This window comes from Saccharothrix longispora, from assembly GCF_030852425.1.
Lineage (GTDB): Bacteria > Actinomycetota > Actinomycetes > Mycobacteriales > Pseudonocardiaceae > Actinosynnema > Actinosynnema longispora.
In genome coordinates this window covers 12,509-33,865 of record NZ_NSDM01000019.1, presented here as the reverse complement: position 1 = coordinate 33,865, position 21,357 = coordinate 12,509, and the positions used below count along the sequence as shown (strand labels likewise).

General features: G+C 72.6%; 22 protein-coding genes. 11 read left to right on the top strand and 11 right to left on the bottom strand.

What is annotated here, in order from left to right; all coding sequences use genetic code 11:
- Window positions 1–17 precede the first annotated feature (17 nt).
- The 5 genes from CKY47_RS32240 to CKY47_RS32220 form a co-directional block, all read right to left on the bottom strand.
- Entirely contained in the window at window positions 18–1,175 is a 1,158-nt protein-coding gene (locus CKY47_RS32240) for a branched-chain amino acid ABC transporter permease (protein ID WP_306750122.1), read from the bottom strand.
- A complete protein-coding gene (locus CKY47_RS32235; protein WP_306750121.1) occupies window positions 1,172–2,134 on the bottom strand; it encodes a branched-chain amino acid ABC transporter permease in 963 nt (320 codons plus the stop codon). The genes CKY47_RS32240 and CKY47_RS32235 overlap by 4 nt, the downstream gene beginning before the upstream one ends.
- Window positions 2,135–2,259: 125 nt before the next feature.
- Complete coding sequence (locus CKY47_RS32230; protein ID WP_306750120.1) at window positions 2,260–3,438, bottom strand: branched-chain amino acid ABC transporter substrate-binding protein; 1,179 nt, start codon at window positions 3,436–3,438, stop codon at window positions 2,260–2,262.
- 323 nt (window positions 3,439–3,761) lie between these two features.
- Window positions 3,762–4,367: an ANTAR domain-containing response regulator gene (locus CKY47_RS32225; protein ID WP_306750119.1), complete on the bottom strand. Its 606-nt coding sequence runs from the start codon at window positions 4,365–4,367 to the stop codon at window positions 3,762–3,764.
- 225 nt (window positions 4,368–4,592) lie between these two features.
- On the bottom strand, window positions 4,593–5,555 hold the full coding sequence (locus CKY47_RS32220) for a hypothetical protein (protein ID WP_306750118.1): 963 nt from the start codon (window positions 5,553–5,555) through the stop codon (window positions 4,593–4,595).
- A gap of 228 nt (window positions 5,556–5,783) precedes the next feature.
- On the opposite strand from CKY47_RS32220, the gene CKY47_RS32215 reads away from it, so the two are divergent.
- Together CKY47_RS32215 and CKY47_RS32210 are read left to right on the top strand one after the other, a co-directional pair.
- Window positions 5,784–6,293 (top strand): DinB family protein, encoded by a 510-nt coding sequence (locus CKY47_RS32215; RefSeq protein WP_306750117.1) that lies wholly within the window; start codon window positions 5,784–5,786, stop codon window positions 6,291–6,293.
- Between the two features lie 82 nt (window positions 6,294–6,375).
- On the top strand, window positions 6,376–7,188 hold the full coding sequence (locus CKY47_RS32210) for a S1 family peptidase (RefSeq protein ID WP_306750116.1): 813 nt from the start codon (window positions 6,376–6,378) through the stop codon (window positions 7,186–7,188).
- On the opposite strand, the gene CKY47_RS32205 is transcribed toward CKY47_RS32210, so the two are convergent.
- Entirely contained in the window at window positions 7,185–8,456 is a 1,272-nt protein-coding gene (locus CKY47_RS32205; RefSeq protein WP_306750115.1) for a PI-PLC domain-containing protein, read from the bottom strand. The genes CKY47_RS32210 and CKY47_RS32205 overlap by 4 nt on opposite strands.
- A gap of 88 nt (window positions 8,457–8,544) precedes the next feature.
- Here CKY47_RS32205 and CKY47_RS32200 point away from each other — a divergent pair, with 88 nt between their 5' ends.
- The 3 genes from CKY47_RS32200 to CKY47_RS32190 all read left to right on the top strand — a co-directional run bounded on the left by CKY47_RS32200 (window position 8,545) and on the right by CKY47_RS32190 (window position 11,869).
- Window positions 8,545–8,964: a CoA-binding protein gene (locus CKY47_RS32200; protein WP_306750114.1), complete on the top strand. Its 420-nt coding sequence runs from the start codon at window positions 8,545–8,547 to the stop codon at window positions 8,962–8,964.
- A 10-nt stretch (window positions 8,965–8,974) separates the two neighbouring features.
- A complete protein-coding gene (locus tag CKY47_RS32195) occupies window positions 8,975–9,775 on the top strand; it encodes an alpha/beta fold hydrolase (RefSeq protein ID WP_306750113.1) in 801 nt (266 codons plus the stop codon).
- A 72-nt stretch (window positions 9,776–9,847) separates the two neighbouring features.
- Window positions 9,848–11,869, top strand: a complete 2,022-nt coding sequence (locus CKY47_RS32190; protein WP_306750112.1) for a hypothetical protein — start codon at window positions 9,848–9,850, stop codon at window positions 11,867–11,869.
- Window positions 11,870–11,890: 21 nt separating this feature from the next.
- Here the strand turns inward: CKY47_RS32190 and CKY47_RS32185 are convergent, their stop codons facing one another.
- Genes CKY47_RS32185 through CKY47_RS32175 form a run of 3 tightly spaced genes read right to left on the bottom strand, consistent with a single transcriptional unit; the run spans window position 11,891 to window position 15,028 of the window.
- A complete protein-coding gene (locus CKY47_RS32185) occupies window positions 11,891–12,691 on the bottom strand; it encodes a pentapeptide repeat-containing protein (protein WP_306750111.1) in 801 nt (266 codons plus the stop codon).
- A complete protein-coding gene (gene recQ, locus CKY47_RS32180; RefSeq protein ID WP_306750110.1) occupies window positions 12,688–14,499 on the bottom strand; it encodes a DNA helicase RecQ in 1,812 nt (603 codons plus the stop codon). Before recQ ends, CKY47_RS32185 begins: the two co-directional genes overlap by 4 nt.
- A gap of 55 nt (window positions 14,500–14,554) precedes the next feature.
- Window positions 14,555–15,028, bottom strand: coding sequence for a hypothetical protein (locus CKY47_RS32175; RefSeq protein ID WP_306750109.1), 474 nt, complete (start codon window positions 15,026–15,028; stop codon window positions 14,555–14,557).
- Between the two features lie 209 nt (window positions 15,029–15,237).
- Between CKY47_RS32175 and CKY47_RS32170 the strand changes: the two genes are divergently transcribed.
- The 4 genes from CKY47_RS32170 to CKY47_RS32155 all read left to right on the top strand — a co-directional run bounded on the left by CKY47_RS32170 (window position 15,238) and on the right by CKY47_RS32155 (window position 17,589).
- Entirely contained in the window at window positions 15,238–16,119 is an 882-nt protein-coding gene (locus CKY47_RS32170) for a helix-turn-helix domain-containing protein (RefSeq protein ID WP_306750108.1), read from the top strand.
- A gap of 24 nt (window positions 16,120–16,143) precedes the next feature.
- The gene (locus tag CKY47_RS32165; protein ID WP_306750107.1) at window positions 16,144–16,332 is read left to right on the top strand and encodes a DUF397 domain-containing protein; all 189 of its coding nucleotides are present in this window, start codon (window positions 16,144–16,146) and stop codon (window positions 16,330–16,332) included.
- Window positions 16,333–16,394: 62 nt separating this feature from the next.
- Window positions 16,395–16,997 carry a hypothetical protein gene (locus CKY47_RS32160; RefSeq protein WP_306750106.1) on the top strand — a complete coding sequence of 201 codons (603 nt, stop codon included), beginning with the start codon at window positions 16,395–16,397 and terminating at the stop codon, window positions 16,995–16,997.
- Complete coding sequence (locus tag CKY47_RS32155; protein WP_306750105.1) at window positions 16,954–17,589, top strand: HNH endonuclease signature motif containing protein; 636 nt, start codon at window positions 16,954–16,956, stop codon at window positions 17,587–17,589. Before CKY47_RS32160 ends, CKY47_RS32155 begins: the two co-directional genes overlap by 44 nt.
- A gap of 38 nt (window positions 17,590–17,627) precedes the next feature.
- Here the strand turns inward: CKY47_RS32155 and CKY47_RS32150 are convergent, their stop codons facing one another.
- Window positions 17,628–18,794 carry a hypothetical protein gene (locus CKY47_RS32150; protein WP_306750104.1) on the bottom strand — a complete coding sequence of 389 codons (1,167 nt, stop codon included), beginning with the start codon at window positions 18,792–18,794 and terminating at the stop codon, window positions 17,628–17,630.
- Between the two features lie 32 nt (window positions 18,795–18,826).
- Here CKY47_RS32150 and CKY47_RS32145 point away from each other — a divergent pair, with 32 nt between their 5' ends.
- Window positions 18,827–19,255 (top strand): ScoMcrA-related endonuclease, encoded by a 429-nt coding sequence (locus CKY47_RS32145; protein WP_306750103.1) that lies wholly within the window; start codon window positions 18,827–18,829, stop codon window positions 19,253–19,255.
- A 3-nt stretch (window positions 19,256–19,258) separates the two neighbouring features.
- Window positions 19,259–19,990 carry an HNH endonuclease gene (locus CKY47_RS32140; protein ID WP_472909124.1) on the top strand — a complete coding sequence of 244 codons (732 nt, stop codon included), beginning with the start codon at window positions 19,259–19,261 and terminating at the stop codon, window positions 19,988–19,990.
- Here CKY47_RS32140 and CKY47_RS32135 read toward each other — a convergent pair.
- Window positions 19,977–21,326 (bottom strand): phosphorothioated DNA-binding restriction endonuclease family protein, encoded by a 1,350-nt coding sequence (locus CKY47_RS32135; RefSeq protein ID WP_306750101.1) that lies wholly within the window; start codon window positions 21,324–21,326, stop codon window positions 19,977–19,979. The genes CKY47_RS32140 and CKY47_RS32135 overlap by 14 nt on opposite strands.
- Window positions 21,327–21,357 lie beyond the last annotated feature (31 nt).

Genomic DNA, 21,357 nt, shown 5'->3' with positions numbered 1-21,357 from the left:
CTGGAGGACGGGCGTGCTCACTTGGACACCTCCGACGATGCCTCGCTGTCGGGACCCGCGACCTCGGCGCCCATGGCGCCCATGCCGCCGGTCCCCTCCTGCAGTTCCGCCCTGCGCCGCCGGGACGGCAGCAGGCCCTCGGGTCGCAGCGCCATCATCAGCACCAGCACACCGCCGAACAGCAGGATGCGGTACTCGGCGGGGTCGCGGCCCAGCAGGTCCTTCAGCCAACCGGCCTCGCGGAACCGCTCGGGCAGCCAGGCGATGATGAACGCGCCCAGCATGACGCCGGGCAGGTTGCCCGAACCGCCGAGCACGACCGCGGCGAGGATGGTCGCGGACAGGATGAACGGGAAGGTGTTCGGCTCGATGAACACGGCCTTGCCCGCGTAGATGCCGCCCGCCAGGCCGCCGATCATGGCGCCGATGGCGAAGGCGAGCAGCTTGAACTTGAACGTCGGGACGCCCATCAGCTCGGCGGCGTCCTCGTCCTCGCGGATCGCGGCCCACGCGCGGCCGACGCGGGACTTCTGCAACCGCACCGAGAAGACGATGACGATCGCGATCGCGGCGACCATCAGGTAGTAGTACGGCGCCGGGTCGAGCAGGAACTTCATCCCGAACATCTCCGGCGGGTGCGGGATGTTGGTGATGCCGCGCGCGCCGCCGATCTCGTCGGTGTTGTTCGCGACGATGCGGACGATCTCACCGAAGCCCAGCGTCACGATGGCGAGGTAGTCGCCGCGCAGGCGCAGGGTGGGCGCGCCGAGGATGACGCCGGACACCGCGGCCAGGATGATGCCGAACACGGCGGTGGCCCAGTAGTTCCAGCCGTACTGGGTGCCGAAGTAGGCGACCGAGTACCCGCCGATGGCGAAGAACGCCACGAACCCGAGGTCGAGCAGACCCGCCTGGCCGACCACGACGTTCAGGCCGATGGCCAGCAGGATGTACGTGCCGATCGGGAAGATCAGGACCGACGTCCAGTCCGCTCCCGGCGACATGAACGAGCCGATCCACGGCGCGGGCAGGATGAGCGCGAACACGAGCGCGGCCAGGTACAGGGCGTACCGCTGCCACGCCTTCGCGGTTGCCCACCAGTCGCGGGCGCCGTCGAACAGCGCGCCCACGCGCCTCGACGGGTTCGAGTTGCCAGACACTCCGTTGCCTTTCATGCTCGGGCCTTCTGCAGGGATTCACCGAGGATGCCGGTGGGGCGGAACATCAGCACGATCACCAGGACGGTGAAGGCGATGACGTCCTTCCACTCCGAGCCGAGGAAGATCGCGCCCCAGTTCTCGATGAGGCCGAGCACGATGCCGCCGAGCAGTGCGCCCCGCAGGTTGCCGATGCCGCCGAGGACCGCGGCGGTGAACGCCTTGATGCCCAGCACGAAACCGATGCGGTAGTCGGTGTTCTCGAACTCCATCAGGTACAGCGCGCCCGCCACGCCGGCCATCGCGCCGCCCAGGAGGAACGTGGTCCGCACGATGTTGTCGATGCTGACGCCCATCAGGACCGCGGACTCGGGGTCCTGCGCGGTGGCCCGGATGCCCCGGCCGATCTTGGTCTTGTTCACCAGGCGGTCCAGCGCGATCATCATGATCACCGCCGCCACGATCACGATGATGTGGTCGGTGCGGATCGCCGCGTTGCCGATGGTGAACACCGTGTCGCGGTCGACGATGCGCGGGGCGGGCTGCTGGTTGCGGCCGGGCTTGCCGGTCAACCAGGGGATGATGACGAGCGCGAACAGCTCCTGGAGGAACAGCGACGCGCCGATCGCGGAGATCAGGGCGGTGAGCCGGGTGGCGCCCTTCTTGCGCAGCGGCCGGTAGGCCACCACCTCCAGCAGCATGGCGGCGCCGCCCGAGACGGCCGCCGAGAGCACGATGATCAACACCATCACGCCGACCAGGGCGATCCCCGTGAGCGGCGACGCCGGCGCGATGGCCGTGAGGACCACCAGCGACGTGAACGTGCCGATCATGAAGATCTCGGAGTGCGCGAAGTTGATCAGGCGCAGCACACCGTAGACCATCGTGTAGCCGAGGGCGATGAGCGCGTAGATGGAGCCGAACACCAGTCCGCCCACCGTGCTGGGTAGGAACTGGTTGAGGAAATCATCAAGCATGACAGGTTTGCCTCACGAGACGGGCGGGGGGAGAGAAACTTCGCCATAGTGGCGGGGAGCGGAAGCAGTCGTTGGCACGACGCTCCCGCTCCCCAGCGCTAGCTTGCTTGCCTATTCCGTCCCGATCAGCCCTCGAGCTTGGCCGACTCGGCCGGGCCCAGCAGCTTGAGGACGCCACTCTTGACCTGGTAGACGAAGATGGAGTTGTTCTCCGGCTCGCCGTTCGCCTTGAACTTGATCGGCTTGGACACGCCCTCGAAGCTCACCGTCTTCAGGAACTCGTTGATCTTCTCGGGGGTGGTGGCACCCGACTCGACGGCCTTGATGTACGCGGTCGCCGCGTCGTAGCCCTCGGTCGCGTAGATGGCCGGGTCGGCGCCGGCGGCCGTCTTGTAGTTGTCGAAGAACGTCTTGAGCGGGCCGGTCACGTCGGCCGACGGGATGTTGCACGGGCAGGCGAGGACGGCGCCCTCGGCGGCCTGGGCACCGGCGCCGGTCACGAGCTGCTGGTCGAGCGAACCGTCACCGGAGGCGAACGTGGCGGTCACGCCGCCGTCGCGCAGCTGCTTGAGCAGGCGGCCGGCCTGGGCGTAGTAGCCACCGAAGACGATGACGTCGGGCTGCGCCGCAGCGACCTTGGTGACGGTCGAGGAGTAGTCGGACGCGTCCTTGGCGAACTTGTCCTTCTCCACGGTGACGCCCTTGCCCTCGAAGGACTTGGCGACCGCCTCGGCCAGGCCGACGGAGTACTCCTGGTCGTCGGACAGGACGAACGCCTTCTTGGGCGACTTCGCCGTCACCAGGAACTCGGCGATGCCGGGGCCCTGGTCGTCGTCGTTGGCGACGACGCGGTGCCAGAAGGTCCAGCCGTTGGAGGCCAGGCCCGGGTTGGTGGCCGACGGGGAGACGCTGGGGATCTTGTTCTCCTCCAGCACGCCGCCGATGGCCTTCGACTCGCCCGAGAAGGCGGGGCCGATGAGGCCGACGATCTTGTCCGTGCCGATGGCCTTCGTGATCAGCGAGGTGGCCTGGTCGGGCTTGCCCTGGCTGTCGTACTGGACCATCTCGATCTTGACCTTGGGGTTCTTGGCGTTGTACTCGTCGAACGCCATCTTCGCCCCGTTCCGCGGCGGGATCACGATCGCGGAGTTCTCACCGGTGAGGTCACCCATGAACCCGATCTTGACCGACGTGACGTCGCCACCCGCGTCGCCGCCACCACCGCCGCCGCCGGCGCAAGCCGCGAGGACCAGCGACGAAGCCGCCGCCAGCACCAGAACTCGGCCGAGTCGTGCTCCTGACACCGGAATACCTCCCATGACACCAACCAGCCCGCCGGTAGGCGGAGCCGGGCTCTCACACGAGAGCGTGGGTTAGGGCAGGAACGTAGCTTCAGTTGAGTTCGCTGAACAGGTGGTCTTACTGCTCTGTGTCCACATCGTGACGGTAGTCACCGGGAAATGCCCCACAGTTAACAATCTTAAATCCAGCTCAAATAGCCTCGGGTCACAACTCCAATGCGAACAGTGACCAACAATGGGCAGGCCGAAGTGTCCGATACTCGAACGGCGAAGGGGATCGGGCACTCGACGGAGTACCCGATCCCCCTATGCGCCATGGCGCGATCTCAGCCGAAGTTTTCGATGACCGCCTCGGCGACGGCCTTCATGGTCGTGCGGCGGTCCATCGCGGTCCGCTGGACCCAGCGGAACGCCTCGGGCTCGGACAGGCCCTGCTTGGTCATCAGCAGGCCCTTGGCGCGCTCGACGACCTTGCGGGTCTCCAGCCGGTCGGTGAGCCCGGCGACCTCGTCCTCCAGCGCGGTCAGCTCGGCGAAGCGGCTCATGGCCAGCTCGATCGCGGGCACGAGGTCGCGCTTGGCGAACGGCTTGACCAGGTACGCCATGGCGCCGGCGTCGCGGGCGCGCTCCACGAGCTCGCGCTGGCTGAACGCGGTGAGGATGACGACGGGCGCGATGCGCTGGCCGGCGATGGCCGACGCGGCCTCGATGCCGTCCACCTTGGGCATCTTCACGTCCATGATGACCAGGTCGGGGCGCAGCTCGGTGGCCAGCGTGACCGCCTCGTCACCGTCGGCGGCCTGACCGGCCACCTCGTAGCCCTCTTCGCGCAGCATCTCGACCAGGTCGAGGCGGATGAGGGCTTCGTCCTCGGCCACGAGGACGCGGCGGGGCGCGACCTCGTGCTGGGCCTCGGCAGCCTGTTGGGTCACCGGGGTCCTCCTGACACTCTGCGGCGGTTCGACGCGGTCGCGTCGGGCGAAACCGCAGTCTACCGGCGGTCAGGTCGGCGTCGTGGCGGTCGGGCCGTGATCGCGGCCACCGGCCCGGGTTCCGACGGGTCGGACGGGACCGTTCGGACGAGCGCGCCGGCCGGCCGCGCTCCCCCGCCGGAAGGGCCGTGGGGACGCCGGCGCGGACCGGCGTCCCCTCCCCCGTCACGCCACGGGGTGCGGCGGTTCCCACCACCCGGTGACACCCTCGGGCCAGTCGAACGCGGCCAGCGCGGCCTCGTGGTCCGGGTCCGGTCCCTCGACTTCCCGCAGGTGGAGGTCGTACCAGCCGGTGGAGAGCGCCAGTCCGCCGGTCGCGGCGGGCAGCTCGACGGCACCGGGCAGCCCGAACACCGGGTGCAGCAACCGGTCCGCCACCGGGACCACGCCGAGGCTCCGCGGCCACTCCACCCACCACCGGTCGACCTGCGCCATCGCGCGCAGCCACGGGGCTCGTGTGAACAGGTTGTAACGGCGGAGCAGGAGCCCGCCGAGGCCCGTCGGGCGGGGGGTCCCGGCGAGCTGGTCGCGCTCGGCCGCGGTGAGCGGTCCGTCGACGAACGCGCCGGTCAGGTCGCGCCCCTTCATGAGGGTGCGGACGTACCGCAGGCCCTCCTCCCAGGCGCGGTCGTCCACGCCCGCCAGGCGCACGGCCGCCTCCGAGCCGATCAGGCGCAGCTCGACCGAGCGCGGGTGGTGGGTGACGCGCAGGCCCGCGACGCCCGCCACGCCCCCGTCGTCGTGCCGGGGCAGCAGCTCGTAGAGCAGCGGGCCGAGGGCGTGCTCGGCGAGGTGCACGCGCGGGTGCGGCAGCGGCTCGACGGCGCGGAACGCGTGCGCGGGCCGCAGCATGCTCGCCGGAGGCCGCAGCTGGAGGTGGCCCGCGGCGTCGAGGCCCGCCACGAACAGGACGGACTCCAGCGCGCGCTGGTCGTCGTCCGGGGCGTCGGGCAGGAACAGCCCCCGCGCGTCGCCCCGGCCGTTCAGCGCGTCGACCACGCGTTCGCGGCGGTCGTCGGGCAGGTCGTGCAGCAGGGCCTTGACCGCGGGCACGGCCTGGGTGAGGTTCTCGCCGGTGTAGGCCCGGCGGAGGTCGACCAGTCGTTCGGTCAACGACGATCGCGACACGGCAGTCCTCGCTCCCGCCGCCCGGCTCGGCGCACAAGGACGCGGTCACGCGTCGGTTCGGTGTCCTGGTGGTGCTCCGTCGGGCAGGGGTGCCTGCACCCCGCGGCGGATTCGCCACCCGGTCGCCGGGGAGTGGCTCCAGCCTGACGTCTGCCCGCACACGCCGTTGCCGACGATAGCAAAGGACCGGCCGGCGGCGTGGCCCCGCCGGTGCCCTAAGGTTCGAACATGGGTTCGAACGAACGCGCGTGGCCCCGGGTCGACGCCCACGACGAGCTGCGCCTGCTGACCGAGTTCCTGACCTTCCTGCGGCTCACCGCCGTGGCCAAGGTCGAGGGCCTGGGCACGGCCGACGCCTCCGCGGCCCCGATCGGCACGTCGCCGGTGGTGAGCGCCCTGGGCGTGCTGAAGCACCTGACGGCCGTCGAGCGCTGGTGGTTCTCGATCGAGACCGGCGGGGCGGACCTGCCGTCGCTGTGGGGCGAGGACGCCGACGCGTCGTGGCGGCTGGGCGCGGACGACACGGTCGACTCGGTGGTCGCCGCGTACCGGGCCGAGTGGGAGCGCTCGGCGCGGGCGCTGGAGGGCCTCGGGCCGGACGACCGCACCCGTGCCGACCGCGACGGCCGGGGGCGCACGGTCCGCTGGGTGCTCGCCCACCTGGTGCAGGAGACCGCCCGGCACGTGGGCCACCTCGACCTGCTGCGCGAGCTGGCGGACGGGGCGACGGGCGAGTAGTCCGCCCACCGGCCCGTATCGGTGAACGCGGGCGGGTGGGCGGGCGTGCGTCCGGCGAGGGGTCCTGATTGGATCGACCGCCATGCGCCACCTGGTTGCGGTGCTCGCCGCCGTGCTCCTCCTGCCCCTGCTCACCGCTCCCGCCGCCGCCCGGCGGGACGTCGACTTCGCCGGCGCGGTGTCGATGAAGGGCTGCTCGGGGTCGGTGGTGCGGCCACCGGGCGCCGGGCCGGACGAGCCGGCGCTGGTGCTGACCAACGGGCACTGCGTGCGCCTGATGGACCCCGGCGAGGTGGTGGTCGACGCCGAGGGCGGGCGCGCGTTCACCCTGCTGTCCCGCGACGGCGAGGGGACGCTGGGCACGCTGCGCGCCGACCGCCTGCTGTACGCGACGATGCACGGCACCGACCTGGCGCTGTACCGGCTCACCAGCACGAACTCCGAGGTGGAGGCGCTGGGCACGCGGGTCCTGGAGCTGTCGACCACCCGCGCGGACGAGGGCGCCGACATCCGCGTGGTGTCGGGGTACTGGCACAAGGTCTACTCGTGCCACGTCGACGGGTTCGTGCACGAGCTGCGCGAGGGCCCCTGGGTGTGGCACGGCTCGATGCGCTACACGAGCCGGTGCGACACCAGGGGCGGCACCTCGGGCTCGCCCGTGGTCGACGTCTCGACCGGTCGGGTGGTGGCGGTGAACAACACCACCAACGAGAACGGCGAGCGCTGCACGCGCGACAACCCGTGCGAGGTGGACGCGGCGGGCGCGGTGACGGTGCGACCCGGCGCCCGCTACGGCCAGCCGGTGCACGGGCTGGCGCCGTGCCTGGTCGGCGGCGGCCGGCTGGACCCGACCGCCGCCGGGTGCGCGCTGCCCCGTCCCCCGGGCCGGCGCTAGAAGCGCTCGGCGGACAGGGCCGCGACGGCCGCCATCGGGTTGCCCAGGTGGTAGTGGTCCACGGCCAGGTAGGTCGGCGTCGTGCGCGCGGCGGGTTCGCAGAACCGGCGGGCCCGGTCGGCGAGCTTGCCGTTGTCGGTGGTGGCGGTGCCGGTCAGCGGCACGTCCCGGAAGTGGTTCATCACGAACAGCGGTCGGAAGCCGGGTTCGGTGCGGGTGAGCGGCGTGCTCCAGCGGCTGTAGCAGGACCAGTCGGACGTGCCCAGGCCCGACCCCATCGACCAGTGGTTCTCCACCGTCCACTCCGACTGGTACATCACCCCGAACGCGTCGCGCGGCACGGTGTCGCCGGAGCGGGTCCGGTCGGTGAAGACCAGCAGCCTGTCGTTGCGTGCGCGCAACGTGTCGAGGGTGGGCCAGCCGGTGGCGCGCACGTTCGACAGGTCGGGGCGGAACAGCACGTCGGCCAGGCCGTCGACCCGGTCCAGCTCGGCGCGCAGCACGTCGGCGGAGACGTGGTCCTCCAGGAAGACGGTGACGAACTCGCGCGGGTTCGCCTCCAGGAAGTCCACGATCCGCTGGAGGTCCACCCACAGCGCGACCGGGCGGCTGACCAGTGCGCAGCTGTTGTGGCACAGGATCGCGCCGTCGGGCGTCTGGTGGACGTCGAACTGGAAGCCGCGCACGCCGTCCGCGAGCTGCCGGGCGATGCCGCGGGCCTGGTTGGGCGCCAGGTTGACGAACGGCGGGGCGAAGCCGCCGTCCACGCCGTTGGCGTAGGCGTTGTGCGCGGTGAGGAAGGTGACCTGGTCGAGGCGGCGCCGCCCCTCGGCGGGCGCCGGCGTGCGGACCGGTGACACCGGGGTCAGGTACCAGCGGTCGGCGCCGGCGCCGACGTGCACCCGGTCCGTGCCGACCGCCACGAGGTGGCGGTCGGCGCCGGGGACCTTGAGCCGGTGCCGGTCGCCGTCGTCGAGCACGTCCCACTGGGCGTCGGGGCTGTCGCAGGGCAGGGTGACGGCCTGGTCGCCGGCGCGGCCCAGGCACCGGTCGCCCTCGCGCAGGGTGCGGCCGGACAGGGTCCACTGCTGGTGGTCCTCGTCGCCCTTGGGCCTGCGCTGGAGCACGGTCGTGCCGGAGACGCCCGCGTTCAGCCCGGTGGTGGCGCTCTGCACGTAGTACCGGCCGTCGGCGGGCCGCGCGTGCGCCGTCGGCGTCACCAGGGGGGCGGCGAGCGCGGCGATCAGGAGTAGTCGGGTGGCGCGCATCACGATGTCCTCTCGAAGGCTCCGCGGCGGCGGCACGCCCAGCCTAAACGCGAAATCGCTTCACATGCAGGGGTCCTACCCTGGTGGCATGACCGAACCGTGGGGCGACCCCGACAAGATCCGCCGCGTCCTGGCGAACGGCGACACGTGGGCCGTCGTCGGCCTGTCCTCCTCGCCGAGCCGCGCCGCGTACGGCGTCGCGCGCTTCCTCCAGCGGCACGGCAAGCGGATCGTGCCCGTGCACCCCGACGCCGAGACCGTGCACGGCGAGCGCGGCTACGCCTCGCTGGCCGACATCCCGTTCCCGGTGGACGTGGTGGACGTGTTCCGCCGGTCCGAGGCCGCGGGCGAGTTCGCCGACCAGGCCGCCGCGATCGGTGCGAAGGCCGTGTGGTTCCAGCTCGACGTGGTCGACGAGGCCGCCTACGAACGGGTCACCGCGGCCGGTCTCGACGTGGTCATGGACCGCTGCCCGGCGATCGAGTGGGCCGCGCACGGGCCGCGCTAGCCTGCCGACCATGCCGGTCGTCGCGCTCAACGGGATCAACCTCAGCTACCAGGTCGACGGCGAGGGCGACCTCGTCGTGCTCGTGATGGGCACCGGGAGCCCCGGGCGGGTGTGGCACGCGCACCAGGTGCCCGCGCTGCGCGCCGCCGGGTTCCGGGTCGCCACCTTCGACAACCGGGGCATCCCGCCGACCGACGAGTGCGCGGCCGGCATGCGGCTGGCCGACCTGGTCGGCGACACGGCCGCGCTGGTCGAATCGCTGGGCGGGCGGGCGCACGTCGTCGGCACGTCCCTCGGCGCGCGGGTGGCGCAGGAGCTGGCGCTGGCCCGCCCCGACCTGGTGTCGCGGGCGGTGCTGCTCGCGACCGCCGGGCGCGACGACCCCCTCCAGCTGGCGCTGTCGCGCGGCGAGCGGGCACTGCACGACCAGGGCGTCGCCCTGCCCGCCGAGTACCACGCGGCGGTCTCCGCGGTGCTGAACCTGTCCCCCGCGACGCTGCGCGACCCCGTGGCCGCCCGGGACTGGCTCGACGTCCTGGAGTACGCCGGGCCGTCCGCCGGCAAGGGCGTGCGGGCGCAGCTGGAGCTGGACGACTTCGGCGACCGCCTCGCCGCCTACCGGGACATCACCGTCCCGTGCCTCGTCGTGGGGTTCGCCGACGACCGCGTGCTGCCGCCGCACCTGGCGCGCGAGGTGGCCGACGCCATCCCCGGCGCGCGGTACGAGGAGGTCGCCGACGCGGGCCACTACGGCTTCCTGGAGCGGCCCGAGGCCGTCAACCGGCTGGTCGTGGACTTCCTGGGGGCGTGACCCATCGTGACCCCCTGACCACGGGAACTCGCCTACCACCGCGTCCCGAACGCCGTTACCGTCGTGCGCGACATGGACACCCGACGGCTCGCGCGCGCATCCCGCCTGGTCGCCCTGATCGGCGCGGGGAGCGTCACCTGCCTCGTGCTCGTGCCGATCGCGGTCAACACCGCCACCGGCGGGACGGCGCCCCGCGTGCTCGGGTCGTGGGCGGCCTGGCTGTGGCCCGCGCTGGCCGTGCTGGCCGCCGTGACCGCGTGCCTGGCCGCGTGGAACCCGCTGCGCGCCCGGCTGTCGGCGCGCCGGCCCGCGCACCCCGCCAACCGGGCGTCCGCGCTGGACGGCGTGGAGCGGTTCGTGCGGGAGAGGCTGGACGGGTCGCTCGCCGAGCAGGTGCGGCTGAAGCTCGGCGTCGCGCCGCGCGCCGGGCCGCGCCTGCCCACCCGGCTGCGCGTGCCGCTGGTCGTCGTCGGCGAGCCGGGCGCGGGCAAGACGACGCTGCTGCTCGACCTGGCGGGCACGCTCGTGGTGCGGGCGCGCGACGACCCGGGCCGCCCCGTGCCGGTCGTGGTCGACGTCGGCGGGTGGCGGCGCGACGAGGACTTCGCCGAGTGGCTGCTGCTGTTCCTCGCGGAGCGGTACGGCATCGGCACGCGGGTCGGCCGGGTGTGGCTGCGCGACCGCGGCCTCGCCCTGCTGCTCGACGGCCTGGACGAACTGGCCGGGCCGGAGCGGGCGGCGTGCCTGGACCGGGTCGCCGCCCTGCGCCCGCCGCAACTGGTGCTGTGCGCGGTGGACGACGTCGACGCCCTGCCCGGCCACGACGTGCTGCGGGTCGAACCGCTGCGGCGGGCCGAGGCGGAAGCCCTGATCGCCGCCTGCGCCCCCCGCCTGGACGGCCTCCGGGAAACGCTCACCAAGGAGCCGGACCTGTGGGACGAGATCCGCACGCCGCTGGCGTTCGGCCTGCTGGCGCTGGCCCATCGCACGGGTCGCGCCGAGTACCGGGGCGTGGTCGACACCTACCTGGTCGAGTCGGCCGCCAGGGGCGCGACGCGGCCGGAGCGGCTGGTCCGGGCGCTGAGGTTCCTGGCGCTGATCGCGCGGCGGCGCGGTGACCTGGCCGTGAGCCCGACCCTGCCGCCGCGCCGGGTGTGGCTGGACTTCGTGGGGCCGGCCCCGGTGTGGCGCCTGTTCCGCCGGGCCGCGCCGAGCGCGCTGGCGGGCGCGGCGGTGGCGCTGTGCTTCGCGGTCGGCGTCCGGTTCGGCCTGACGGCCGCCGGGTGCGCGGCGGTGGCGACGCTGTCGGCGCCGCGAGGCGACTTCCCGGTCGACGCGGACGGGACCGGGGGCGCGGGCTCGCGGGTGCCCGGGTGGCGCGGCGCCCGGTGGGCCGCCATCGGCTTCACGGCAGGCGCGCTGCTCGCCGGCGGCCTGGCGGTCGTCGGCGGGTGGGTCGGCGCGCAGCTCTCCCGGTGGCCCGCCGCCCTCGGTTTCGGGCTCGTCGTCGCGGTGTCCCTGCTGGTCGCCTACCGGAGCACGCGCGACCGGTACTGGGCGGTGGTGTGCGCGCTCGTGCCGGCCGGGGTCATGGTGCTGACCGGCCCCGGCGGGGTGCTGGCCGGGCTGGGCGCCGGACTGGCCGCGGGTGCGGCGGTCGGGGTGTTCGCGGGAGGGCTCGGCGAGGTGTGGTCCGGGGTGGGCGCGCGGCCCGCCGCGAGGCTGCGCTGGTTACCGGTCGCGGGCCTGGTCGGCGTCGGGTTCGCCGCGCTCGCCGGGGCCGCCGCGCAGCCCGCCGCCCTGGCGCCGGCCACCGGTCTGCTGCTCGGGCTGGCCGTCACCCCGCTCGCGGTCCGTCCCTGGCAGGTCGTCGCCGAACTGCTCGCCCGCCCGCTCGCGCTCGACGAGTTCCCGCTGCGGCGCGGCGCGCTCGTCCAGGCCGCCCGCGACCGCGTGCTGCTGGTCGACGAGCACCGCTTCCCGCACGAACTGGTCCGCGACCACCTGGCCGCGTGCGACCCGGTCGACCTGGCCTCGACCGTGCGGCGCAGGCGCACCGGCCTCGGCCCCACCGGGTCCGGCCCCGCGGCGTGAACCGACAGCGCCGGAGCGCGGTCAGGCCCAGTGCGCGGGCGCGCGCAGGCCGTCGGGCAGCTTCGTCGTCCCGTCGCCGCGCGCCGCGTCGACCTGGGCCTGGGTGAGGAAGAACGCGCCGGTCAGGTCGGCCCCGGCGAGGTCGGCGCCGCGCAGGTCGGCGCCGATGAAGTCGACCAGCCGCAGGTCCGCGCCCCGCAGGTCCGCGCCGATGAGGTACGCGCCGCGCAACGTGGAGGCCCGCATCCGCGCCCCGCGCAGGTCCTTGCCGACGAGGTCGGCGCCCCGCCGGTTCCGACCGCGCCCGCGCACGAGTTCGCTCGCCCGCAGCAGGAGCGCGTTCGCCCGGCCCCAGTGCGGGCCGACGTCGAGCGCGAGCAGTTCGTCGGGCGTGCCCCCGGCCAGCGCCTCCACGGTCGCGCGGACGTCGGCGAGGTCGGCGTGCAGCTCGCGGGCGGGTTCGAGGGCCAGCGCCGCGGTGAGGTACCAGAGCAGTTCGTGCAGCTGCCGCACCACGGGGAACACGTCGAACACCCGCCGCGCCGACGACGGGTCGTCGCGCCACGTCGTGCCGCCGAACGTCGCCTGCGTCACGCGCTGGCCCGCGCCGAAGCAGTCGTACACCGTGCACCCGGGAAACCCGCGCGGCCGCAGCTCGGCGTGGATGCCGCACCTGGAGTCGCCGCCGAGGTTCGGGCACGGGGTGCGCGCCGGCTTGTCGATGGCGAAGTCGTCCGACTTCCCGAACGCCGGGACCACGCAGCACAGGCCGGTGCAGCGGGAGCAGTCGGCGCGCAGGTCGGTGAGCTGGAGCCCGGTCACGCGTTCAGCTCGTCCAGGATCTGCTGCCCGTACTTGGCCAGTTTGTTCTCGCCCACGCCGTTCACGGTACCCAGCTCGGACAGGGTGCTCGGCCCGGTGGACGCGATCTGCCGCAGCGTCGCGTCGTGGAAGATCACGTAGGCGGGCACGCCCTGCTCCTTGGCCGTCGCGGCGCGCCACGCCCGCAGCCTCTCGAACACCGACGTGGCCTCGGCCGACAGCTCGACCTGCGGCGCGGCGGACTTCGCGGTGCTCCTGGCCGTGCGGACCTTGGCGGCGCGCTCGGGTTCGCGGCGCATCGAGACCGCGCGGCCGTGGAACAGCACCTCGTCGCTCGCGGGGGTGGTGACGAGCGTGGAGTACTCGCCCTCGACTTCGAGGAGGCCCTGCGCGAGGAGCTGGCGGACGACGCCGCGCCAGCCGCTCTCGTTCAGCTCGGTGCCGATGCCGAAGACCTTGAGCTGGTCGTGGTCGTGCTGGATGACCTTCGCGGTCTTGCGGCCGAGCAGGATGTCGATCGTCTGGCCGGCGCCGAACTTCTGCCGCCGTTCGTTGCGCAGCCGCACGACGGTGGAGAGGACCTTCTGCGCGGGCACGGTGCCGTCCCACGTCTCGGGCGGGTTCAGGCACGTGTCGCAGTTGCCGCACGGGGTGCCGGACTGGCCGAAGTAGTTCAGCAGCCGCACGCGGCGGCACTCGACCGTCTCGCACAGCGCGAGCATCGCGTCGAGGTGCGCCATGAGCTTGCGCCGGTGCTGCTGGTCGCCCTCGGAGTCGTCGATCATCTTGCGCTGCTGGACGACGTCCTGGAGGCCGTAGGCGAGCCACGCGGTGGACGGCAGCCCGTCGCGACCCGCGCGGCCGGTCTCCTGGTAGTAGCCCTCGACGGACTTCGGCAGGTCGAGGTGCGCGACGAACCGGACGTCCGGCTTGTCGATGCCCATGCCGAACGCGATGGTGGCGACCATGACCAGGCCGTCCTCGCGCAGGAAGCGCGCCTGGTTCTTCGCGCGCACGCCCGACTCCAGCCCCGCGTGGTAGGGCAGGGCGTGGATGCCGTTCTGGACCAGGAACTCGGCGGTCTTCTCCACCGAGTTGCGCGACAGGCAGTAGACGATGCCAGCGTCGCCGTCGTGCTCGGTGCGGATCAGTTCGAGCAGCTGCTTCTTGGGCTCGTTCTTCGGCACGATGCGGTACTGGATGTTCGGCCGGTCGAAGCTGGCCACGAAGTGCTTGGCGTCACCGAGGTTCAGCCGCTGCGCGATCTCGGCGTGCGTGGCCTCCGTGGCGGTCGCGGTGAGCGCGATGCGCGGCACCTCGGGCCACCGCTCGTGCAGGTGCGACAGCGCCAGGTACTCGGGCCGGAAGTCGTGGCCCCACTGCGACACGCAGTGCGCCTCGTCGATCGCGAACAGCGACACCTTGCCGCGCTCCAGCAACCGCGACGTCTGCTCGGTCCGCAGCCGCTCGGGGGCGAGGTAGAGCATGTCCAGCTCGCCGCGCAGGAACTCGGCCTCGACCAGCGCGCGCTCGTCGGGGAACTGCGTGGAGTTCAGGAAGCCGGCCCGCACGCCCAGGTCCCGCAGCGCGTCGACCTGGTCCTGCATCAACGCGATGAGCGGCGAGATGACGACCCCGGTGCCCTCGCGCACGATGGCGGGGATCTGGTAGCACAACGACTTCCCGCCGCCGGTGGGCATGAGCACCAGCGCGTCGCCGCCGGCGATGACGTGGTCGACGATCTCCTGCTGGTCACCGCGGAAGGACTCGTAGCCGAAGATCCTCCGCAGCACCTCTTGCGAAGCCATCGCGCGATCCTAACCGACCCCTCCGACAGCCCTGCCCGCACGACTCCGGAGCGGGTCAGTCCCCCGTCGCCGCGCGGGCGGTCAGGGCCGCGTACCTGGCGCGCTCGGCGGCGTCGTCGGCCGACTCCATCGCCTCGACCGCCGCCCGCACGGCGTCCCGCGCGCGTTCCGCGGCCCGCGCCGCGCGCTCGGCCGCGGCGAACGCCGACGCGGCCTGATCCTCGGCGCCCGCCCGCCGCGCCGCCTCGGCCTCGGCCCGCGCGAACGCGGCGGCCGTGCACGCCTGCGCGCCCGCTTCGCCGACGTCCCCCAGCACCCGCTGGGCGGCCCCGACCAGCGCCATGTCGCCCAGGGCGGAGTCGGCCCGGTCCCGCAGCGCCCGGAGGTGCGACTCGCCGAGGACGACCTCGATGCCGTCGCCGATCGTCAGGAACGCCGTCGCACCCAGGCTCCCCCGCAGGTCGATCGGGACGCCCTCCTCCAGGTGGATGCCCAGGCTCGTCACGACCTGCCCCCGCGTTCCAGCCATGTCATCTCCTCTTTCGGTTGACCGATCACCGCGAAACCCCAGCCGACCGCTGTCGGTGTGACAAGGTGCGATCGAAAGCCAACAACACGACCAGTAGAACACGCACGTACGTTTAGCACCCTTAATCGACCGGGTGAATCTCGTGAATCACTCAATACGGGCACTTTCAACACGTGCGAAATGGCAACGGATAAAGAAGAGGACGACCCGTGCCCCACCTCGTTGACGACAGCCCCGTCGGTCAGCGCCGCCAACTCGGCGCGGCCATGCGCAGCTTCCGCAAGGAGGCCGGCATCGACCGCGACGAGGCCGCCGAGCTGATCGAGGCGACCGGTCCGACGCTGACCCGCAAGGAGCGCGGCGAGAGCAAGTTCAAGCGCCAGGAGATCGAGGTGCTGGCCAGGGCGTACGACATCGGGCGCGACGACCTGGTCATGCTCCTCGAACTGGCCCGCGAGGTCCGGGCCGGCACCAGGCGCGGCGAGTTCCCCATGTTCGTCCCGCTCAAGAGCCGCGCCTTCCTGGAACTGGAACGCGCCGAGGCCGTCGAGGTCCTGGCCGTGACGCTGACCCTCGTGCCGTTGTACTTCCAGACCGAGGCGTACATGCGCGAACTGTGGCTGCGCAGCGGCGACCTGCTCGCACCCGAGCGCATCGAGGAACTGGTCGCCCTCCGCAAGGCCAGGCAGCAGGTGCTCGCCAAGCGCAACCCGCCCACGATCCGCGCCGTCGTGCACGAACTCGCCCTGCGCCTGCCCGTCGGCGGCCCGACCGTGATGCAGGAGCAGCTCCTCCACCTCGCGGCGGCGTGCGACCTGCCCAACGTGGAGATCCAGGTCCAACCGATCTCCGCCGGCGCCTACCCCGGCATGGACGCGGCTTTCTACCTGCTGCGCTTCCGCAACGGCCCTGCCGCCGACATCGTCCAGGTTCACGGCCACGCCGAGTCCTTCTACCGCGACCGCGAGACCGCCACCGAGCCCTACCGGGTCGCCTGGGACCGCCGGAAGGTCGCCGCCCTGGACCTCCGGGCGTCCAAAGCCCTGATACTGGAGGCCGCGACCCGGTTCGAGGTCGCAACGGGCAGTTGACCTCCACGGAGGCGAGGCGGCGTGATGACCAACCACCCGGGGTGGCGGAAGTCCAGCTACAGCACCGGCGATGGTGGCGGCAACGAGTGCGTCGAAGTGGCCCGGAGCGGCAACAGCGCCCTGGTCCGGGACAGCAAGAACCCCCGGCGACACCTCCGCGTCACCCTCACCGGCCTGCTCGGGGCGATCAAAGCCGGTCACTTCGACGCCTGACACCGTCGGGTTCACCTGATCAAGTGATGAAAGGGAACGCGTGTTCGGATAGCTTGGGAAATATGGAGATCCCGCCCGCGCTACTTTCCGACGACGACGTGTTCAACGCCGTCGCCGAGACCGCGGCTGTGGCACGGGCAGCGCACCTGAGGCAATTGCGGTTGTTGGCCGAGGTGTTGCGGCGCGGGCTCGACACGGACACCTTCCAGCGGTTGGTGCGGGCCGACCCGCGTGACCTCAAGCGGTGGACGGCGCAGGTGAGCCTGTTCCTGCCCTCGCTCAGCCCCACCGGACAACCGCTCCCACCCCTGCACCCCGTGACGGGTGCGGTGTTGGAGGAACTCTCCGACGGGCACCTGACCGCATTGGCGCGGGCCATCGCTTTGCGCCTGCCCGAGGGGTCGGAGGAGATCCTGGTCGAGGCGGCGCGGTCGGTGGAGCCGAAGGCGGTGCGGCAGCTCGCCGACCGGATTCGCGACCGCGCCGAGCAGGACCGCGTGGACGAGGTGGACGAACCCGCCGCCGACCCCGGCGACACACTGCACCTGCGCGACCTGCCCGGCGGACGACTCGAATTTCTTCGGCGAACTGTCCGCCGAGACCGGGGCGCGGTTCACCGCGATGCTCGAACCGCTCTCCGCACCACGGCCGGACGGCCCGCGTGACGCGGCACGACGCAGGGGCGAGGCGTTCGCCGACCTGATCCACCTCGCCTCACGCTCCACCGACCTGCCCTCGGAGGCCGGAGAGCGCCCGCACATCAGCGTCACCATCGACCACGACACCCTGTGCCGGGGTCTCGGGCACGCGGTGCTCGACGGCGACCGCCACCTCAGCGCCGCCCAAGCCCGCCGCATCGCCTGCGACGCCAAAATCGTCCCCGTCGTCCTCGGCGGCGACTCCGAAATACTCGACCTCGGCCGCGCCAAGCGAACGGTGAGCGTGGCCCAGCGCAGGGCTTTGCACGCCCGCGACCGGGGATGCGCCTTCCCGGGCTGCCACCGACCACCCCAGTGGTGCGACGCCCACCACGTACGCCACTGGGCCGACGGCGGCACCACCGACCTGGCGAACCTCGTGCTGCTCTGCCGCACCCACCACACACTCATCCACCACTCGCAGTGGCGGATCACCACCACCGGCGGGACACCGGTCTTCATCCCGCCCCGACACGTCGACCCCGCACGACGACCACGCCAGAACCTGCTCCACCGACCACCCACACCCGTGGCCACCCCCGCACCACTGGCCGCGTGACCATCCCGTGAACCGCCGTTCGCCCCGCGCGATCCCGCTCAACCCCGGAACACGTTCTCCCGGTGCCAGCGGAAGTAGGGCGCCGAGCTGGCGTGGAGCGCCTCGGTCACCCGTCCCCGCAGCAGTTCCAGGTGCAGGTCAAGCGGGCCGCCGGTGGAGACGGTGAGCACCGCGCCGTCCTCGCCCACGGTGACGTAGCCGAGTTCGAACAGCTTGTCGCAGCCGAACGAGCAGGCGAGCATCGCGATGTTCTCCAGGTCTTGGCGCTCATCGTCCGTCGCCACCTGCCGCTTCTTGACGTGCGCGGCGACCAGGAACTCCACGGGGAACGGCCGACCGCACAACGCGCACGGCGCTACCTCGTCGTCGCCGACGAGCAGACTGCGCAACGCGCCCTGCTCCTTCCGGTACTTGGCCGTGACCCGCCCGTCCAGCTCGGCGAACTGCCGGACGGCCCGCTTCAGAGGTGTGCGCACGGCCCGGCCGTCCTCCACGCCCGCGCCTGCGGCCACCGCGACCAGCACACCCACCACGTCTTCCACCGGCGCTGTCCCCGTCCGCGTGAACCGGTCGAGCCGGACCTGGACGTCGCCCACCGGGACCTCCACGCGTCCGCCGGCGGTCTCGACGACAACGGCCCCCGCCGGCACGGCGACGATCTGCCCGCCGCCGGGCAACTGCTCGCCGATCCGCACACGCAGCTCGTCTGCGACGTCCACGCGGCCGGCGGGCCACACGACGTCGATCTGCGGCCGCTCCAGCTCGCGTTGCAGCCGCTCAGCGTCCTGCGGCCCGTACCCCGGTACTGCCAACCGCAGCCGGATGCGCCTGGTGCCGTTCCCCGCAGTCGTAGCGTCCTTCGACTGGCCGATCCGTCGTTGCGCCCCGGTGAGCTGCCTGCGCAGAGCGAGGAAGTCCATACCGGGCGCCAACCGCAAGGGCTCGCGCACCAGCCGCCGTTCCTCCTCCGGCAGGTTCCGCTGCTGCGTCCGGAGCGAGTCGACCAACACCTCGCGCACCACGGCGCGCCGGTCCCCGAGCCGGCGCAACAGCAGCTCCAACGCCTCCCGGTAGTCGGGGTTGCGCACATCGCGACCAGCAGCTCTCCCGCTGGAACTCGCCAGCACCAGGGACAGCCCGTCGCCCTCGGCTTCGATCGCGAAGTCCGCGTGCACGGGACGCCCGGAATCATTCGTGAACGGCACCCCGACACCGTGCCAGAGCGCATGATGGACGGATGCCGGAAGTGGTCCTGTCCGAGATCCGCCGCCAGGACGTGCTCGACGCCATCGCGCGGCACGACGAGCTGGGTGCGGAGGCGTTCCTGGAGCGTTACGGCTTCGGTGAGGCGCGGGCGCTCCTGCTGGTCCACGACGGTCGGCGTTACCCGTCCAAGGCGATCGTGGGCGTCGCCCACGGGTTCCTCCCCGGCCGCCGGGTGCTCCGGCCGAGGGACTTCACCGGCGGGATCGCGTCGGTGGTCCGCGTCCTGGAAGCGCCTGCGCTTCACCGTCGTGGACCTGCGCGAGGACCGACCGGACTCCCCTGCGGAAGACCTGCTCTCCGGTCTGCTCGCGCTCGACCGGACTCCCCTGCGGAAGACCTGCTCTCCGGTCTGCTCGCGCTCGACCGCACCGCGCTGCGCGAACCGCTCGCCGCGCTGTAGGCGATCGGCCGGGTCGGTGACGGCGAACGCCTGCACGACCGGGAGGGCTTCCTGGCCGGCGTCGATGCCGTGCTGGCCGAGTTCGGCGACGGTGGCGACCCCGAGCCGGCCTTCCACGACCTGGGCCGGACCGGCGTGTGGGAAGTCGTCCCGGTCGGGGGCACCGAGCCGCGCGCGGGTTTCACCGCGCGGTCGCACGAGCACCTGCGGGTCGACGTCTCGTTCCGGACCAGGGCGAGCAACACGGTCCGTGCGCGTCTCCTCGGCGCCGTCGACGACCACGAGGCGCTGCTGGCGTTCGTCGGCCTCGCGGACTACGCGCGGGTGGACGCCCGGGGCACGACGACGCCCGGCCGCCGGCCGGTCTCCGGCACCACTGTCGCGCGCTCCCGGGAGGTGGCGAAGCACGTGAAGGCGCTGCACGACAACCGGTGTCAGTTCTGCGGTACGCGCCTGCGCACCGCCTTCGGCTTCCACAGCGAGGCCGCGCACATCGTGGGCCTGGGCGTGCACGGCGGTGAGGACGTGCCGGAGAACGTCCTGTGCCTGTGCCCGAACTGCCACGTCCAGTTCGACACGTTCGCGCTGTACGTGGACGAGCACGAGGTGGTCCGGTGGGTCCACGACGGCGCCGGGGCCGGCCGGCTGCGCCGCCATCCCGAGCACCACGTCGACCCGGCCCACCTCGCCCACCAGCGGAAGCTCTGCGCGATCGAGCCGGTCAACCGCCCGTAGCCCTGCCGAACGTGTTCTCCCGGTGCCACTGGAAGTAGGTCTCGGTCTCCGGGCGGAAGGCGCGGGCCACCCGGCCCGCCAGCAGCCGCAGGTGCGGGTCCAGCGGGCCGTCGCTGGGTGCGGTCAGCACCGTGCCGTCCTGGTCCACGGCGATGTCGCCCAGCTCGAACAGCTTGTCGCAGCCGAACGAGCAGGCGAGCATCGCGATGTTCGCCAGGTCCAGCCTCTCCTCGTCGGTCGCCTCCTCGCGCTTCTTGATGTGGGCCGCGACGAGGTACGCCTTCGGGAACTCGCGTCCGCACAGGTCGCACGCCGCCACCTCGGCCCCGCGCAGCAGCAGGCCCCGGAGGTACCCCTGTTCGCGGCGGTACTTGGCCCGCGTCGTGCCGTCGAGCACGCCGAAGTTCCGGGCAGCGGGGTCCAGCGGCTCGGCCGGCAGCCCGACCTCCCGCCACAGCGCCCGCCGCTCGACCCCGCGCAGGTGGGTGGCGTGCAGGGCGTCCAGCGCGCCGGCCCGCACCGCCGGGTCGGTCAGCAGGCGGAACGCGTCCTCGGTGAAGCCGGCCTGCGCATCGCCGTCACGCGCACCGGGCTCCTTGGTCAACCCGTGCACCTCCCACAGCTCCGGCGTCGAGCCGAGGTGCCAGAACGGGTACTTCGAGGTCCGGCCGGCGCCGAACGCGCCCAGGAGGTCGGCGACCGGCTTCTCGAACTCGCGCCAACGGAAGAGTCGGCCGTGCCCTCGCCCGACCTGCGCGATGGCCCAGACCAGCGACAACGGCTTGTGCAGCGGGGCGTCCCGGTGGGTGCGCAGCGTCCCGAACGAGCGCAGGAGGCCGGACGCGTCGAGTCGTCCCGTGGTCCACGCGGTGTCGTGCGAGTCCCGGTACCCCTGGGCCAGGTGGCGCTCCACCCGTTCGCGGTCGTCGATCCCGTATCCCGGCACCTCGAAGCGCAGGCGGATGCGCTTGCTGTTGTTCCCCGGCTTCGGCGCTCCCGCCCGCTGCCCGATCGTGCCCTGGGCAGAGGTGAGGGCGAGCCGCAGCCCGCGGAAGTCCAGTTCGGGGACCAGTGGTAGCGGACCCGCGAGCAGGCGCCGCTCCACCTCGGTCAGCTTCCGCGCCTGTTTCGAGTCCACCAGCGCTTCGTGCAGCACCGCACGCAGGTCTGCGAGCCGGCGCAGCAACAGCTCCAGCGCGGCCCTGTAGTCGGCGTTGCGCACCCCTCCGCCGGCGGTCCTCCCGCCGGCGCTCTCGAGCACCAACGCCAGACCGCCCTCTTCCACCTCGATGGAGAAGGCGGCGTTCACCATGTTCCCGGAGTCGTCCACGAGCATCCGTACACGTTGCCAGACAGCAACGGGTCGG

Excerpts from the sequence above, each read along its gene's own strand:
- CKY47_RS32240 (WP_306750122.1), bottom strand. The coding sequence starts at position 1,175 with ATGAAAGGCAACGGAGTGTCTGGCAACTCGAACCCGTCGAGGCGCGTG.
- CKY47_RS32235 (WP_306750121.1), bottom strand. The coding sequence starts at position 2,134 with ATGCTTGATGATTTCCTCAACCAGTTCCTACCCAGCACGGTGGGCGGA.
- CKY47_RS32215 (WP_306750117.1), top strand. The coding sequence starts at position 5,784 with ATGGGTTCGAACGAACGCGCGTGGCCCCGGGTCGACGCCCACGACGAG.
- CKY47_RS32210 (WP_306750116.1), top strand. The coding sequence starts at position 6,376 with ATGCGCCACCTGGTTGCGGTGCTCGCCGCCGTGCTCCTCCTGCCCCTG.
- CKY47_RS32205 (WP_306750115.1), bottom strand. The coding sequence starts at position 8,456 with ATGCGCGCCACCCGACTACTCCTGATCGCCGCGCTCGCCGCCCCCCTG.
- CKY47_RS32200 (WP_306750114.1), top strand. The coding sequence starts at position 8,545 with ATGACCGAACCGTGGGGCGACCCCGACAAGATCCGCCGCGTCCTGGCG.
- CKY47_RS32195 (WP_306750113.1), top strand. The coding sequence starts at position 8,975 with ATGCCGGTCGTCGCGCTCAACGGGATCAACCTCAGCTACCAGGTCGAC.
- CKY47_RS32190 (WP_306750112.1), top strand. The coding sequence starts at position 9,848 with ATGGACACCCGACGGCTCGCGCGCGCATCCCGCCTGGTCGCCCTGATC.
- recQ (WP_306750110.1), bottom strand. The coding sequence starts at position 14,499 with ATGGCTTCGCAAGAGGTGCTGCGGAGGATCTTCGGCTACGAGTCCTTC.
- CKY47_RS32175 (WP_306750109.1), bottom strand. The coding sequence starts at position 15,028 with ATGGCTGGAACGCGGGGGCAGGTCGTGACGAGCCTGGGCATCCACCTG.
- CKY47_RS32165 (WP_306750107.1), top strand. The coding sequence starts at position 16,144 with ATGACCAACCACCCGGGGTGGCGGAAGTCCAGCTACAGCACCGGCGAT.
- CKY47_RS32160 (WP_306750106.1), top strand. The coding sequence starts at position 16,395 with ATGGAGATCCCGCCCGCGCTACTTTCCGACGACGACGTGTTCAACGCC.
- CKY47_RS32155 (WP_306750105.1), top strand. The coding sequence starts at position 16,954 with ATGCTCGAACCGCTCTCCGCACCACGGCCGGACGGCCCGCGTGACGCG.
- CKY47_RS32145 (WP_306750103.1), top strand. The coding sequence starts at position 18,827 with ATGCCGGAAGTGGTCCTGTCCGAGATCCGCCGCCAGGACGTGCTCGAC.
- CKY47_RS32135 (WP_306750101.1), bottom strand. The coding sequence starts at position 21,326 with ATGCTCGTGGACGACTCCGGGAACATGGTGAACGCCGCCTTCTCCATC.